At 70.7% G+C, this 13,798-nt stretch carries 17 protein-coding genes; 16 read left to right on the top strand and 1 reads right to left on the bottom strand.

The window, feature by feature from the left end:
• The first annotated feature begins 50 nt into the window (after positions 1–50).
• Together ACFYMC_RS14155 and ACFYMC_RS14150 are read left to right on the top strand one after the other, a co-directional pair.
• Positions 51–1,799, top strand: coding sequence for a dolichyl-phosphate-mannose--protein mannosyltransferase (locus ACFYMC_RS14155; protein ID WP_388523732.1), 1,749 nt, complete (start codon positions 51–53; stop codon positions 1,797–1,799).
• Positions 1,800–2,021: 222 nt separating this feature from the next.
• The gene (locus ACFYMC_RS14150; protein WP_388523729.1) at positions 2,022–2,798 is read left to right on the top strand and encodes an NUDIX domain-containing protein; all 777 of its coding nucleotides are present in this window, start codon (positions 2,022–2,024) and stop codon (positions 2,796–2,798) included.
• On the opposite strand, the gene ACFYMC_RS14145 is transcribed toward ACFYMC_RS14150, so the two are convergent.
• Positions 2,782–3,912, bottom strand: coding sequence for an XRE family transcriptional regulator (locus tag ACFYMC_RS14145; RefSeq protein ID WP_388523726.1), 1,131 nt, complete (start codon positions 3,910–3,912; stop codon positions 2,782–2,784). The two genes, ACFYMC_RS14150 and ACFYMC_RS14145, sit on opposite strands and share 17 nt — an antisense overlap.
• Before the next feature lie 872 nt (positions 3,913–4,784).
• Between ACFYMC_RS14145 and ACFYMC_RS14140 the strand changes: the two genes are divergently transcribed.
• From ACFYMC_RS14140 to ACFYMC_RS14075, 14 genes are all read left to right on the top strand, one after another.
• A complete protein-coding gene (locus ACFYMC_RS14140; protein WP_388523723.1) occupies positions 4,785–5,048 on the top strand; it encodes a DUF6284 family protein in 264 nt (87 codons plus the stop codon).
• Positions 5,048–5,320 (top strand): DUF6303 family protein, encoded by a 273-nt coding sequence (locus tag ACFYMC_RS14135; protein WP_388523720.1) that lies wholly within the window; start codon positions 5,048–5,050, stop codon positions 5,318–5,320. The genes ACFYMC_RS14140 and ACFYMC_RS14135 overlap by 1 nt, the downstream gene beginning before the upstream one ends.
• Positions 5,317–6,333 carry a DUF2637 domain-containing protein gene (locus tag ACFYMC_RS14130; RefSeq protein ID WP_388523717.1) on the top strand — a complete coding sequence of 339 codons (1,017 nt, stop codon included), beginning with the start codon at positions 5,317–5,319 and terminating at the stop codon, positions 6,331–6,333. The genes ACFYMC_RS14135 and ACFYMC_RS14130 overlap by 4 nt, the downstream gene beginning before the upstream one ends.
• 29 nt (positions 6,334–6,362) lie before the next feature.
• Positions 6,363–6,596, top strand: a complete 234-nt coding sequence (locus ACFYMC_RS14125) for a hypothetical protein (protein ID WP_388523714.1) — start codon at positions 6,363–6,365, stop codon at positions 6,594–6,596.
• 21 nt (positions 6,597–6,617) lie between these two features.
• The gene (locus tag ACFYMC_RS14120; protein WP_388523711.1) at positions 6,618–6,929 is read left to right on the top strand and encodes a hypothetical protein; all 312 of its coding nucleotides are present in this window, start codon (positions 6,618–6,620) and stop codon (positions 6,927–6,929) included.
• 14 nt (positions 6,930–6,943) lie between these two features.
• Positions 6,944–7,342: a DUF6251 family protein gene (locus ACFYMC_RS14115; RefSeq protein ID WP_388523708.1), complete on the top strand. Its 399-nt coding sequence runs from the start codon at positions 6,944–6,946 to the stop codon at positions 7,340–7,342.
• A gap of 83 nt (positions 7,343–7,425) precedes the next feature.
• Positions 7,426–7,629: a DUF6257 family protein gene (locus tag ACFYMC_RS14110; protein WP_388523705.1), complete on the top strand. Its 204-nt coding sequence runs from the start codon at positions 7,426–7,428 to the stop codon at positions 7,627–7,629.
• Positions 7,630–7,716: 87 nt separating this feature from the next.
• A complete protein-coding gene (locus ACFYMC_RS14105; RefSeq protein ID WP_388523702.1) occupies positions 7,717–9,786 on the top strand; it encodes a cell division protein FtsK in 2,070 nt (689 codons plus the stop codon).
• Between the two features lie 154 nt (positions 9,787–9,940).
• Positions 9,941–10,189, top strand: a complete 249-nt coding sequence (locus ACFYMC_RS14100) for a hypothetical protein (protein WP_388523699.1) — start codon at positions 9,941–9,943, stop codon at positions 10,187–10,189.
• A 24-nt stretch (positions 10,190–10,213) separates the two neighbouring features.
• Positions 10,214–10,402 (top strand): hypothetical protein, encoded by a 189-nt coding sequence (locus ACFYMC_RS14095; protein ID WP_388523696.1) that lies wholly within the window; start codon positions 10,214–10,216, stop codon positions 10,400–10,402.
• 86 nt (positions 10,403–10,488) lie between these two features.
• Positions 10,489–11,376: a bifunctional DNA primase/polymerase gene (locus ACFYMC_RS14090; protein WP_388523693.1), complete on the top strand. Its 888-nt coding sequence runs from the start codon at positions 10,489–10,491 to the stop codon at positions 11,374–11,376.
• Positions 11,373–11,738: a hypothetical protein gene (locus tag ACFYMC_RS14085; protein ID WP_388523690.1), complete on the top strand. Its 366-nt coding sequence runs from the start codon at positions 11,373–11,375 to the stop codon at positions 11,736–11,738. The genes ACFYMC_RS14090 and ACFYMC_RS14085 overlap by 4 nt, the downstream gene beginning before the upstream one ends.
• Positions 11,735–13,273: a YfjI family protein gene (locus tag ACFYMC_RS14080; protein WP_388523687.1), complete on the top strand. Its 1,539-nt coding sequence runs from the start codon at positions 11,735–11,737 to the stop codon at positions 13,271–13,273. The genes ACFYMC_RS14085 and ACFYMC_RS14080 overlap by 4 nt, the downstream gene beginning before the upstream one ends.
• A gap of 248 nt (positions 13,274–13,521) precedes the next feature.
• Positions 13,522–13,758, top strand: a complete 237-nt coding sequence (locus tag ACFYMC_RS14075; RefSeq protein WP_388523684.1) for a helix-turn-helix domain-containing protein — start codon at positions 13,522–13,524, stop codon at positions 13,756–13,758.
• Positions 13,759–13,798: the final 40 nt, after the last annotated feature.

Raw genomic sequence — 13,798 nt, 5'->3', positions numbered from 1 at the left:
GCACGGGCGCCGGGCCCCACATCCATAGATCCTTTCCCTACGATGACCCGGTGACCAGTACCGCGACATCACCGAACGGCCCCGCAGCCTCGCCACCCGGCCCGGCCCGCGGCGAGGAGCAGCCCGCCTGGCTGCGCAGGCTGCGCGGCTTCGGCTATGTGGCCCCCGGGCACAGCGGAGTGCGGGAGCGACTGGTACCGCCGTACGCCAGGCCCGCGGACCGACTGTGGGCGGCCCTCGGTCTGGATCCGGCCTCGGCAGCGGTCGTCTGGCGCTGGGCGGCATGGGTGGGGCCGCTGCTGGTGACGCTGGTCGCCGGGCTGCTGCGCTTCGTGAACCTCGGCAGTCCCAAGGCCGTGATATTCGACGAGACGTACTACGCCAAGGACTCCTGGGCGGTTATCCAGCAGGGCTACGAAGCCAACTGGCCCAAGGACATCGACAAGTCGATCATCAAGGACCCCTCCTCGGTCACCCTGCCCCTCGACCCCGGCTACGTGGTGCACCCGCCGGTCGGAAAGTGGATCATCGGCGCCGGTGAATGGCTGTTCGGCCTCGATCCCTACGGCTGGCGGTTCATGACCGCACTCCTCGGCACCCTGTCCGTGTTCCTGCTCTGCCGGATCGGACGACGGCTGCTGCGCTCCACCTTCCTGGGCTGTCTCGCTGGCCTGCTGCTCGCCGTCGACGGCCTGCACTTCGTCATGAGCCGCACGGCTCTCCTTGACCAGGTGCTGATGTTCTTCGTGCTGGCTGCCTTCGGGGCGCTGGTCGTGGACCGCGACAGAACCCGCGCACGACTGGCGAACGCGCTGCCCGTAGACGCCGAGGGCCTGTCCCGACCCGATCCGGACGTGGCGCGCACGCTCCGCCTGGGCTGGCGCCCCTGGCGCCTGCTCGCCGGCGTGTGCCTTGGACTGGCCTTCGGCACCAAGTGGAACGGCCTGGTGGTCCTCGCCTTCTTCGGGATCATGACGGTCCTGTGGGACGTCGGCGCACGCCGAGTGGCCGGCGCCCGCAGCCCGTACCCGGCGGTGCTCAGACGGGACGCACTACCCGCGTTCCTCTCCACCGTGCCCGTGGCGATCGGCACGTACCTGCTGTCCTGGACGGGTTGGATCCTCAGCCCCGACAACGGAAAGGGCGGCTACTTCCGCGACTGGGCCGCCAAACAGGGCTCGACCGACTGGGCCTGGATCCCCGAATGGCTACGCAGTCTGTGGCATTACGAGACCGAGGTGTACTCCTTCCACGTGGGGCTCACCTCGGGCCACACCTACGACTCGAACCCGTGGAGCTGGCTGGTCCTGGGCCGTCCCGTCTCGTACTTCTACGAATCCCCCGCCCCCGGCCAGGCCGGCTGCCCGGCCACCGAGACCGGCAAGTGCGCCCGCGAGGTGCTGGCACTGGGTACCCCCCTCCTGTGGTGGGCCGCCAGCCTCGCCCTGCTCTACGTCCTGTGGCGGTGGGCCTTCCGCCGCGACTGGCGAGCCGGAGCGATCGCCTGCGGTGTGGCCGCCGGCTACCTACCCTGGTTCCACTACCAAGAGCGGACGATCTTCCTCTTCTACGCCGTCGTCTTCGTTCCCTACCTCTGCCTGGCCCTGGCGATGATGATCGGCGCCCTCCTCGGACCGGCCGGATCCACCGAGCGCCGCCGCGCGGCCGGAGCGATCGGCGCGGGTGTCCTCGTCCTGCTCATCGTGTGGAACTTCATCTACTTCTATCCGATCTACACGGGCCAGACTCTGCCCATGGACTCCTGGCGCAGCCGCATGTGGCTGGACACCTGGATCTAGCTGCCCGGACGGAGCCCCCAACGCCGATTGGCGTCGGGGGCTTTCTGGTCGTTAGGGGTCGTCGTCGGGTGTCGCGGGGTGTCCCCCGACGGCCCACAGACGGCCCCGCTGGTACTCACCTGTCCCCGCCTGGAGAGAGAGATCTGAGTGACAGAGTCAACCGCTCCGCTCCCCCGTTACGCTGGCGAGCACCAGCCGACGATCCGGGAGTGTGCGCCGAGGATGGGACCCAAGACACAGAGGGTCTACGAGACGATCAGGACCTGGATCGAGGAGGGTCGGTTCGCGCCCGGCGACAAGCTGCCGTCCGAGCGCACCTTGACCGCTGAGCTTGAGATCGGCCGTACCGCGCTGCGGCAGGTGCTCGCGCGACTCGTGAGCGAACGCTTCATCAAGGCGTACGACCGCAGCTCGTACCGTGTCGTCGGCCCGTCGGGGGTGCCCGCCCCCGACGAGGTGGAGCCGTGGACGATCCACGGGTCCCGGCACATCTACGAGAACCGATGGGTCAACCTCGACCTCGTGGACGTGGAGCCGCCGGGTGTCGAGCGCTTCGAGCACCACGTGGTCCGGCTCTTCCGTGTGGCGATCACCGCCGTGGTCGATGACCAGGACCGCGTACTCATGCTGTGGCGCTACCGCTTCGTACCGGACCAGTCAGGCTGGGAACTGCCTGGCGGCATCGTGGACGCCGGCGAGGATGCCGCGACCACGGCGGCCCGGGAAACCGAGGAAGAGACCGGCTGGCGCCCTGCCAACGTTGAGCACGTGGTCACCTACCAGCCGATGATCGGCATGGTGGACTCGCCACACGAGATCTTCGTAGCTCACGGGGCCACGAAGGTGGGCGAGCCCACCGACGCCGAGGAAGCCGGCCAAGTCGCCTGGATCCCGTTGGACGAGATCCCGGGGCTGATGGCCGAGGGCAAGCTGATGGGCTCGGGGACCCTCGTCGCCCTGCTGCACCTTCTCGCGTCGCGGCCTACAGCCTCCCGGTAAGCATCTCCACCCGCCGGCGGAACCGCACAGACCCGGTGCGGTTCGCCAGCAATCGGGCCTGCTGAAGGTGGGAGCGCGCTTCGTCCAGTTCACCGCGGGCGAGATGCGCCTGAACGAGGTCGCTGTGTAGGCCGGACCGCGCGCGGACGAAGGACCCATCGGCCGCGTTCAGAGCGGCGTACAGCTCTTCCATCGCTGCGCCGTCCCCGAGCAGGGCCAGCACGTTGCCCCGCCACCGTGCGAGATGGCCGCTGTTGAGGAAGATGCTCGCCATGTCGGCATCCCGCGCTTCCGGTTCGTCCGGAAGGGTGGCCGCGGCATCCTCCAAAGCGCGCCGGGCCTCATCGCCCATGCCGGCTGCGGCACACAACTCTGCTTCGGCCGCGCTGAGCCACGCCTTGAGGCGGGGAGACTGGCGGCCCGTGTGCGTGCGCTGGGCGTCCCGGATCAGCTCTACGGCCATACCGGGGCGCCCGGCGTCCCGCAGCACGTACGCCTGCTCACCCATCGCGTGCGCGAGGTAGAGCGGGGAATCAGCGTCCTGAGCGGCCCGCTTCGCAAGTTCGTAGTGCCGCCACGCCCGCTCGACGGACCCCGCATCCAGCGCCTGCCACGCGGCGAGCGTGGCCGCGCCGGCAAGCGCGGTGGCGATCGGCCGACGCGTACCGGGGAGCACAGCGAAGGTCAGCGCGTCTTCCATCCGGCCCAGGTGGCCGGCCATCTGGTCAACAAGGCTGGCCGCGCCCATCTCCCGGTCCATCGTGCGCAACAGCTCCGTCTGGTCGAAGAACGTCTTCACCATCGAATCGCTGATGCTCCGCGCGGAGTCGATCCGGCTCAGCAGGTCTTCGTACCCGTCCGCCTGCTGCTCCGCTGGCTTCTCAGGTTCGCCGCGTAGTTCGGCGTCGGTGACGCCGAGCAGGGGGCGCAGGATCTCGGCATACCGCGCGCTGATGGCACGCTTGCCGTTCTCCCACTCCGACACGTACGTCTTCAGGCTTGCCGTGGCAGCGATGTCCACGAGCCGTTCGCGCGAGTACCGCTCCATCTCGAAGATCAAGCGGTCTTGCGACCAACCGCGCGCTTTCCGAATCGACCGTAAGCCCCTGCCCACTTGCATCGCCTCCGAGCGAGTCCGTCCACCCGGGCGGTCACCCGAATCGCCGCAGGTGGGAGCGGGTTAACACCCTTGAGGTTAACCCCAGTTGGCTACCGACGACCCCCGCTTCCGCCGTTTCCTTGAATCACGCCAGGCAGCACCGAGGCGCCCCGATCGAGCGAAGGGGTTGCATCTGGTGCGCACCAGATGCCATTCTTCTGGTGCGCACCAAATGGGCCCTGAAAGGGGCTCCTGAAGGTCTGCTTGGTGGCGCCCGGAGGGCCCTCGAAAGGGGTCTGAAGGAAGCGTCCGCACCTTGAGAACTGAACAGTGATGCGAAGTACGACGAGTCGGGCGTGATCCCGATCCGTGTCGGGCGGGTCCCGGCCCCGGGCGATGGGTTACTCGCCGGCGGCGACACCTTCATCCGCGTGTCAGCTCTGGAGAACGCCCTGATCCTGGGGCGCCACCTGGCACGGCCGCCCTGCTGGCGTCAGAGCAGAGACCATGACGCACCGATTCACAGGCTCGGGACCGCCCGCCGCGGCAACGGCGTGCGGCGAAGCCTGCACTCCGCAGCAGCGCTGCGGCCGGTTGCCTCCCCCGCCCCGGGGGGGGGGGGGGCGGCGGGGGGGGGGGGGGGGGGGGGGGGGGGGGGGGGGGGGGGGGGGGGCGGCGCGGGGGGGGTGGGGGTCCCCCCCGCCCCCCCCCCCCCCCCCCCCGGGGGGGGGGGGGCCCCCCCCCCCCCCCCCCCCCCCCGCCGCCGCCCCCCGGGCGGGGTTGAGGGGAGCCGGAGCCCTTCCCGCTTCACAACGAGGTGCGCCCCCGGTGCTCGAACACCGGGGGCGCGGTTCGGGCCCGTTCCTGTCTGAGAGGAGCAAGACCCAATGAAGTCCATCGTTGCACGTCACGTGGGTGTTACCCGCCTGCCGGCCGATCTGGAGCCGACGGCCGCGGAGCTGGAGGCGGTCGAGGCGGAGATGCCGCTGGTCCTGGCGGAGGTCGAGTTGCTGGACGCGCTGATCGTCCTGCTGGACCGGCCGGCGTCGCAGTTCGAGGCCCGCCGGGTCCGGCACGCCTACCGGCGGGTGCTGGCGGCCCGGGTGGAGGCGGCGAACCTGGCGCCGGCGGCCGGTGGGGCGGTGGCGTGATGGCGCGGGCGCAGATGGCCTGCCGGTCCGGCCGGTGGCACCTGTACGTGATCAAGTTCGGCGTCCCCAAATGGCCCACGCACCGCTTCACGGGGGCCGCGGTGCCGACGCTGGCCGAGCGCGCACAAGCGCTTGAGGCGCTGGGCTACGTGCTCACGGGGCCGCCTGAGTGGGACTGGATGGAGGACGCCGAGCAGTACGGCAACCCGGCCTCGCCCGTGGTCCTGATCGCCGTGGCCCACGTCGCCCCGGCCGTCGGGGGTGCGGCATGAACGATGTTCAACTGCGTTCAACCGAGCGTGCCCTGTCGGTCGGTACATGGCTGATCGTGGGCGGGGCCGTGCTGTTCTCGGTGCTGACCGTCACACCTTTGATGGCGGCCCACACGCCGCGGGCGTGGGTGTGGACGGCGCCGATCCTGCCGCTGGTGGTCGATGCGGCGGTGGTGATCGTGGTCCGGCTCGATGCCACGCTGGCCCGCCTGGACGGGCGGGCCGGCGGTTGGCCGGTGGCCCTGCGCTGGATGACCGGCGCCATGACGCTGGCCTTGAACGTCGGCGCATCAGCGCTGGTCGGGGACCTGGTCGGGGTCGCGATCCACTCGGTGGCGCCCCTGCTCCTGATCGTCACGGCTGAGGCCGGACTCGCCTACCGGCGGGCCCTGACCGCCGCCGTCCTCGCCATGGAAGCCCGCGAGGAAGCGGCCCGGCAGGCCCGCGCGCGGGCTGCTGAGGAGCGGGAGGAAGCCCGGCAGCAGCGGGTCCGTGAACGGCGTGAGCATGAGGCGGCGCTCGCCCGTGAACAGCGTGAACACGAGGCCCGGCTGATCCGCGAGGAAGCCGAGCGACAGGAGCGGATCCGGCGCGAGGAGCAGGCCCGAGCCGACGCTGCCGCAGCAGCCGAGCGTGAAGCTCGTGAACGCCTTGAGCGCGAACAGCAGCAGGCCGAGCGTGAACACGCTGAACGTCTGGCCGCGCAGCAGCGGGAGCTTGCTGCCCGGCAGCAGGCGGAGCGTGAACAGCGGGCCCGGGCCGAACAGGCCGAGCGTGAACGCCTTGAGCGTGAGCGTGAACAGCAGCGCATCGAGCGTGAACGCGCCGCGCTGCTGGCCGCCGGTCCGCCGGCCGAGAAGCTCCCCGAGGAGCAGGCCCGGGCCACCGTGCGCGCAGCGTTCACGGCCGGCCTCGCCGTGCGGGTGGCTGCTGAGCTGACCGGCTGGTCCGTCGGCTGGGCGAACGCCCGCTACCAGGAACTGCGCGACGCGAACACGCCCGTCGCCGCCTGAACACCCCAAGCCCATCAAGGAGAGCTGCTGTGAGCACCCCGATCACGACCGCGTGGCCCACCGATGCGGTGTACCGGTACCTGAACCTGGCCGGCGCCACCATCGACGTCCTGCAGGTGCCCGGAACCGTCCCGGCCACGGCCCTTTGCGGCGGTTGCGACTGGACGACTAACCACCCGCAGGGCCCGGTCTGGGCCCTACGCGAGTCCGCCCAGCGCCACGCCGACAAGTGCCGCGCCCTGCCCCGCCCCGCCAGCGCCTGACCTGCTTTGAGAGGACTGCTCATGCTCCCGCTCGCCGCTCGAATCGGTTCCGTGGTCAGCGCCGGCAACAGCATCGCCTTCGGGTCGGTGACGGCCTGGCGCCTGCACTCCTACCACCTGCCGGTGTCCTTGCTGCTCTCGTGTGCGCTGTGCTGCGCGTTCGTGATGCTCAAGGCCACCGACCGCGCCCTGTTCCTGTGGAGCGCGTCCACCTACCGCTGCACGGTCCCCGGCTGCGCGTTCACGGTCCGCACCCAGCGCGTCAGCGCCGGGGAGCGCCGCCGCTGGCAGGAAACCGCAGCTGACCACCCCGCCCACGACACCGCCCGCTGAGAGGAGACATATCCGTGAACTCCCTGCCTGAGCCCATCCACGGAGTCGTGCAGCTCCCCAACGGCACCTACGCCTATAGCGACCAGCTCCCCGCCGCCGTGATGCCGGCGGCCGGGCCTCAGGTCGTGCACCAGCACATCCACCAGGCCCCGCCCGACCGCACCATGCAGCGTCTCGCCCTGGGGGCCGGCATGGGCGGTGGAGTCGTCACGGCGGGGGTCTACTTCGGCCCCCTGCTCGTCGGCGCGCTGACCGCGATCGCGGCCGACATGGCCATGCTCGCGTTCCTCGCCCTGATCCTCGCCTGGGCGGTGCGCACGGTCGTGAAGTCGACCGGCAGCGCCGAGGGGGCCGCGGCCGTGGAGAACCTGCGCAAGGCCCGGCGGCGGGATCTGCGCCGCCGCTCGCGCTGACGGTTGCCCGATCCACCCCGACCCGTGCGGTCGGGGTGGTGAGGGGAGCCGGGACAGCCCCGGTCTCCGAAGGGAGTCCAGCGATGGCGAAGGACCCGAAGTTCACCGCGGGTGAGATCACCAAGATGGCGTGGCTGACCGCCCGCATGTCCAAGCGCGGCCTGGCCGGCGAGAACGTCTACCAGGGCGACTTGGAGAAGAAGTTCAGCCGGATCGTGGACGGCGCCCGCGACCGCGAGGCCAAGGCCATCAGGGCCGCCGCGAAGGCCGAGAAGAAGCGCAAGTAGCTGTGCCCCCGGAGCGGCCGTCCCGGCCAAGGAATCGGGCCGCTCCGGGGTCCCCCTGCCCGTTCATCACGAGACAGGACCACCAGCATGACCGAAACCCCGACCACGGGCCCGCACCTGCGGGCCGTCCCCGACCCCGACGCCGAACCGCTGGTGCCGACGATGGTCGACAACCCGAACCTGCCCGACCCGAAGGTCACCGTGGAGAAGCGCCGGCCGGTGCTGGCCGGGTGGCTGACCAACCGGCGCGACTTCGCCACCACCGCCCGCCACACCGCCGACAACTTCCGCTACGCCGCCCTCTTCCACGGGGTGCGCCTGCCGGTCTACTCCGCCCGCCTGGCCGCCCGCGCCCCGATGGGCGCCTGCCGGTTCGTCGTGGAGACGAACCGGTGGGTGTGGGACCGAGAAGCGGCCCCGTTGCGGGCGGCTGCGGTCCGCAACGAGGACGCCGAGGAGTACATGCGCCTGGCCAAGCTGCGCTCCGGCCGCGTCACGCTGCGCGGCCTGGTTGCCCTGGTGGCGGCCGTGTTCGGTCTCGGGTTCGCCCTGTGGCTGTACGTCCTGGCCCCCGGCTACCTGTACGCGTTCGCCGCCGGCGGGGTGCTGCTGCTGGGCGCCTACGGGCAGCAGCCGGACGAGAAGGTCATCGGCCCCGCCGTCCTCAAGACCGAGGTCCAGAAGCTCACCGGCTCCATCGTGCTCCGCGGGCTGGACAGCATCGGCAACGCGAAGATCTCCGCCGCGCTGAAGAAGGGCGGGGATATGAACGGTCTCCGCTTCACGTCCGAGATCGTGCGGGACGGGCCCGGCTACCGCGCCGACCTCGACCTGCCCTACGGCGTGACTCCGGAGGACATCATGGAGTCCCGCAAGCCGCTTGCGTCGGGTCTGCGGCGGAAGGTCGGGTGCGTGTGGCCGTCCCCGGACCCGACCGAGCACGAGGGCCGCCTAACCCTGTGGGTCGGGGACAAGCCGATGAACGAGACGACCAAGCCGCCATGGCCGCTGGCCAAGTCGGGCACCGTGGACCTGTTCAAGCCGGTGGTGTTCGGCAACGACCAGCGCATGCGGGACATGACCGTCACCCTCATGTTCGCCTCCGTCGTGGTCGGCTCCATCCCGCGCATGGGCAAGACGTTCCTGATGCGGCTGCTGCTCCTGATCGCAGCTCTCGACCCGCGGGCGGAGATCCACGCGTACGACTTCAAGGGGACCGGCGACTTCGGCGCACTGGAGTCGGTGTGCCACCGCTACCGGGCCGGCGAGGAAGACGAGGACATCGAATACGTCGTCCAAGCCCTGCGTGAAGCCAAGGAGGAGCTGCGCCGGCGGGCGAAGGTCATCAAGTCCCTGCCGCGCTCGCGCTGCCCCGAGTCGAAGGTCACCCCGGAACTCGCCTCCGACAAGTCGCTCGGGCTGCACCCGATCGTCTTCGGGTTCGACGAGTGCCAGGTGCCCTTCGAGCACGAGAAGCACGGCGCCGAGATCGAAGCGATCTGCACCGACATCACCAAGCGCGGCCCCGCCCTCGGGATGGTCGGCATGTTCGGCACCCAGCGCCCCGACGCCAAGTCCCTGCCCACCGGCATCAGCGCAAACGCCGTCCTGCGGTTCGCCCTCAAGGTGATGGGCCAGCCGGCCAACGACATGATCCTGGGCACCTCGATGTACCGCTCGGGGTACCGGGCCACCATGTTCTCCCGCGAGGACCGGGGCATCTGCTGGATGGCCGGCGAGGGCAACGACCCCCGCATCGTCGCCTCAGCGTTCGTGGACGCGGTCGCCGCCGAACAGGTCGTGGTCCGGGCCCGGAAGGCACGCGAGGAGTACGGCAACGTCACCGGCCACGCCCTCGGCCACGGGCCCGAGAGCGCGGCCGGGACAGACATCCTCGCGGACGTCCTCAAGGTCGTGGCGGCCGGCGAGAAGGGCGTGTGGTGCGAGCGGATCGCCACCCGCCTGGCCGAGCTGCGACCGGAGACCTACACCGGCTGGAAGGCCGAGAACGTCACCGCCGCACTCAAGCCCTGGGGCATCAAGTCCGAACAGGTCTGGGGCCAGACCGACGACGGCGAGGGCAAGAACCGCCGCGGCATCATGCGCGCCGATCTGGTCGCCGCGATCGCCCGCCGAGACGCCGACCGGGCCGCCTGAACACCCCCAGCACCCCCGCTAGACCTAGCACTCCGCGCCGCTAGGTCTAGCACCCCCGCTAGCACCCCAACACCGCCGCGACCTGGCCTTTAGCGCCTAGCACCACCAGGCACAGACCCCCCGGAAACGGCCCTAGAAGCCCCTCGGAGCCCCCGTGCTCATCGCTAGTGCCCTCACCCTCCTCGCCACCGGCGCCTACGCCGTGCTGTGCGCCGCGTCCCCCTTCGGGACCTGCCGCAAGTGCGACGGCATCGGCGCCCACCTCAAGACCAACCGCGCCGGCCGCCTCAAAAAGGCCAAGCCCTGCCGCCGCTGCCGCTGCCGCGGCCACGGCAAACGCCTGCGCATCGGCCGCCGACTCCTCAACCACAGCCGCGCGATACACCACGCCGGCACCCGCTAACCGACCCGAACGGAGACCCACCCCATGGCCATCACGGTCTCGCTCGTCGCCCTCTTCGGACTCGTCCTCTTCTTCCTGCTCCGCTCCAACAGCCTCAGCGCCGGCAGCGCCTTCATCGCCATCGGCTTCGGCTTCTTCCTCGCCTCCACCGGCGCCGCCGCCCCCATCAACGAGATGACCACCGCCATCGTCAACGCCATCCCCAAGATCTAGACGCAGCAAGGGCGGCCCCCGTCTCGGCAAAGTCCGGGGCCGCCCTCGTATCCCAAGCCCTCAACAGACCTGTGGAGGTCTCCAGCATGACTCATCACCCCCCATCCACGCTGCTGTCCACAGCGCTCAACCTTGCTGCTCTCGGCTGGCCGGTGTTCCCGCTGCGGCCCGGTGACAAGCGCCCCGCCCTCCATGGTGACCAGCACTGCCCCGGTCTCGGGGACTGCGCGGCCGGGCATCGCAAGTGGGAGCAGCGCGCCACCACCGACCCCGAGCGCATCTGTGCCGCGTGGGCCCGGTCGCCGTTCAACATCGGCATTGCCACCGGCCCGGCCGGCCTGCTCGTCATCGACCTAGACCTGCCCAAGCGCGGCAAGGAGGCGCCGTCAGGCCGGGCCGCCTTCGAGGCTCTGTGTGAGCGTGCCGGGCAGAGCGTCCCGACCACCTACCGGGTGCGGACCGCCAGCGGCGGTGAGCACCTGTACTTCACCGCCCCGCCCGGCACCCAGCTCGGCAACACCGCGAGCAGGCTCGCGCCGCTGGTCGACACCCGGGCGTGGGGCGGGTACGTCGTCGCCCCCGGCAGCCTCACCGCGGCCGGGCCGTACGAGGTAACGGACCCGTCCCCCGTGTCGGACCTGCCCGGTTGGCTCCTGCCGCTGCTCCAGCCGCCCGCCCCCGTCCCGGGACGCCGGATCGCACCTACGACGGTTAGCGGCACGCGTGCGGCCCGGGCCGCCCTGGGAGCGGAGTGCGCGGCGGTCCTGGCTGCCCCGGCCGGACAGGCGAACAACACGCTGAACCGGTCCGCGTTCAAGGTGGGGCGCTTCGTCGTGTGGGGCGACCTCCCCCGGGACGTGGTCGAAGGGGCCTTCCAAGCGGCAGGAGAGGAGCGGGGACTGACCGCTGCCGAGTGCCGCGCCACTATTCGCAGCGCCCTCGACAGCTCCGCCCGCACCCGGGACGCAGCATGAGCACCCCACCCCATCCCCCCTTGGAAGGCCCCACCCCCCACCGTGCCGGTCCCAGCCCCGCCGAACCCGCCCCGGCCACGGACGGCACAAGGGCGCTGAAGGTCGTCGCCGAAGGCGTCCCTTCTGCTGTTGGTCCTGACCCGCACCCGAGCGACGGGCGCCGGCCGGTGCGGTGGATCCGCATCGTCGCTCCGCCGTCCTTCGCCGCACCGGTGGAAGCGCGTGCCTGGTGTGCCTGCGACGGCATCGAGCGGACCGCCAAGGGCCGCCCCGGGGTCATGCAGTTCATCGCCGCCTACAACCACCACCGCACCGTCTGCCCGCTCACCGCCACGCTCAAGGAAGGGAGGAAGGCCGCATGACCGCCAGCGCCGATCTGTGGGAAGGCTTCGACGCCCTCGACCCCCAAGACATCACCGGACCCACCTGGGACGAACCCGTCCCCATCAAGGCCCGACCCGCCCTACCGACCTTCCCCGTCCACACCCTGCCCGCCTGGCTCGGGAACATGGTCAGCGGCGTGGCGGAGGAGACGCAGACCCCGGTGGACCTCGCCGGGTGCCTCGCGCTCGCCGTCCTGGCCACCGCCGCCGGCGGCCGGGCGAAGGTCTGCGTGCGGGGCCACTGGCGGGAGCCGGTCAACATCTACACCGCCATCGCCCTGGACCCCGGCAACCGCAAGTCCGCCGTCTTCGACCTCATGGTTCGCCCCCTCCTCGCGGCGGAGAAGACCCTGATCGAGCTCTCGGGCCCGGTGCGGGCCGAAGCGGAGACGACGATCCGGCTGGCCAAGGCCGCGGCTGACAAGGCCGCGCACAAGGCCGCCGCGGCCGAACCCGACACCCGAGACGCACTCACCGCCGAGGCGGTCGCGCTGACGCAGGCCGCCGATGCCATGACCGTGCCGGCCATCCCGCAGCTGGTGGCGGACGACGTGACCCCGGAGAACGTCGGCACCCTCCTCGACCAGCAGGGCGGCCGGATCTCCTGCCTCTCCGCCGAGGGCGAGTTGTTCGACATCATCGCCGGCCGCTACACCGGCAAGCCGAACATGGGCATGTTCCTCAAGGGCCACGCCGGTGACATGCTCCGCGTCAACCGGCAAGGCCGCGAGGCCCAGCACATCGACGCGCCCGCCGTCACCGTCGGACTCGCCATTCAGCCCGAAGTCCTCGACTCCCTATCCCGGATCGACGGCGCCGACGGACGCGGACTCTTGGCAAGGTTCCTGTACTCCAAGCCCCTGTCCCTGGTCGGCAGCCGCAACCTGGCCCCTGCCCTCCTCGACCAGGACACCGCCGACACCTACACCCGGCAACTCGCCGGCCTGACGCTGGCCCTGGCCGGGTGGACGGACCCCGCCATCCTCACCCTGACCCCCGAGGCGGACGCGGTGATGCTGGCCTACCAGAAGGTCACCGAATCCCGACTCGGAAAGAACGCCAGCTTCGCCACCATCGTCAAATGGGCCTCCAAGCGCGACGGAGCCGTAGCCAGGATCGCGGGACTCCTGCACCTGGCCGCGCCCCCGGAGGACGGCTGGCACCGGTCTATCGACGCCCCGACGATGGCCGCGGCCACGGAGCTGGGCGACTACTTCACCGCCCACGCACTCGACGTGTTCGACGCCATGAGCGCCGACCCCGCCCACGACGCGGCCTACACCGTCCTGACCCACCTTCAGACCGGGCCCTGCGGCACGTTCTCCAAGCGGGACCTGTTCCGCTCCCTGCCCCGCGCCGACTTCCCCACCATCACCGACCTCGACCCCGCCCTGACCCTCCTCGAAGAACACGGCTGGATCCGGCAGACACCCCCGCCCCCGCGCACGGGCCGCGGCGGCCGGCCCCCCTCCCCCCGCTACGAAACCCACCCCCGCATCAGCCGCAGCGCCTGACAGAACCCCCAACCCACTGACAGAACTGACACAATCCCCCACCCAGCCGCCTGACCTGCGAATACAGGGGCCTTCCCCGCTCTGACAGAACTGAGTTTTAACTCGACAGAACCCCCGGCCGGGAGGTTCTGTCGAGATTTAATTCGATTCTGTCAGAGATCACGAACACATCGTTTCCGCAGGTCAACGGCCTCCCGGGGAGGTTCTGTCAGTTCTGTCAGCCAATCCAGCCCCTCAGCCGGAGGAACATGCCCGCGCACAGCGACCCCAGCGCCGTCCCGCGGCGCAAACTCCCCGACGAACTGCTCACCCCCGAAGAACTGGCCGTGTTCTTCAAGGTGCCCGTGGAGACCGTCCACCAGTGGCGCAAGAAGCGCACCGGACCACCCGGCTTCCGCGTCGGCAAGTACACCCGCTACGACCCCGCCGACGTGCACGACTGGATGACCGAACGCAAGCGCACCGACATCAGCCAAGCCGCCTAACACCGACACCACCACTGAGGGCGGGCCCACAAGGGCCCGC

Origin of the sequence: Streptomyces sp. NPDC006879 (assembly GCF_042869595.1) — a bacterium.
GTDB lineage: Bacteria > Actinomycetota > Actinomycetes > Streptomycetales > Streptomycetaceae > Streptomyces.
Note: the sequence above shows the minus strand (reverse complement) of the source record. Positions and strands in the feature narration are given on the sequence as shown.

Bases quoted from the DNA above. Each gene is read 5' to 3' on its own strand.
- ACFYMC_RS14150 (WP_388523729.1), top strand. From the start codon at position 2,022: ATGGGACCCAAGACACAGAGGGTCTACGAGACGATCAGGACCTGGATC.
- ACFYMC_RS14140 (WP_388523723.1), top strand. From the start codon at position 4,785: ATGAAGTCCATCGTTGCACGTCACGTGGGTGTTACCCGCCTGCCGGCC.
- ACFYMC_RS14135 (WP_388523720.1), top strand. From the start codon at position 5,048: ATGGCGCGGGCGCAGATGGCCTGCCGGTCCGGCCGGTGGCACCTGTAC.
- ACFYMC_RS14130 (WP_388523717.1), top strand. From the start codon at position 5,317: ATGAACGATGTTCAACTGCGTTCAACCGAGCGTGCCCTGTCGGTCGGT.
- ACFYMC_RS14120 (WP_388523711.1), top strand. From the start codon at position 6,618: ATGCTCCCGCTCGCCGCTCGAATCGGTTCCGTGGTCAGCGCCGGCAAC.
- ACFYMC_RS14110 (WP_388523705.1), top strand. From the start codon at position 7,426: ATGGCGAAGGACCCGAAGTTCACCGCGGGTGAGATCACCAAGATGGCG.
- ACFYMC_RS14105 (WP_388523702.1), top strand. From the start codon at position 7,717: ATGACCGAAACCCCGACCACGGGCCCGCACCTGCGGGCCGTCCCCGAC.
- ACFYMC_RS14095 (WP_388523696.1), top strand. From the start codon at position 10,214: ATGGCCATCACGGTCTCGCTCGTCGCCCTCTTCGGACTCGTCCTCTTC.
- ACFYMC_RS14090 (WP_388523693.1), top strand. From the start codon at position 10,489: ATGACTCATCACCCCCCATCCACGCTGCTGTCCACAGCGCTCAACCTT.
- ACFYMC_RS14085 (WP_388523690.1), top strand. From the start codon at position 11,373: ATGAGCACCCCACCCCATCCCCCCTTGGAAGGCCCCACCCCCCACCGT.
- ACFYMC_RS14080 (WP_388523687.1), top strand. From the start codon at position 11,735: ATGACCGCCAGCGCCGATCTGTGGGAAGGCTTCGACGCCCTCGACCCC.
- ACFYMC_RS14075 (WP_388523684.1), top strand. From the start codon at position 13,522: ATGCCCGCGCACAGCGACCCCAGCGCCGTCCCGCGGCGCAAACTCCCC.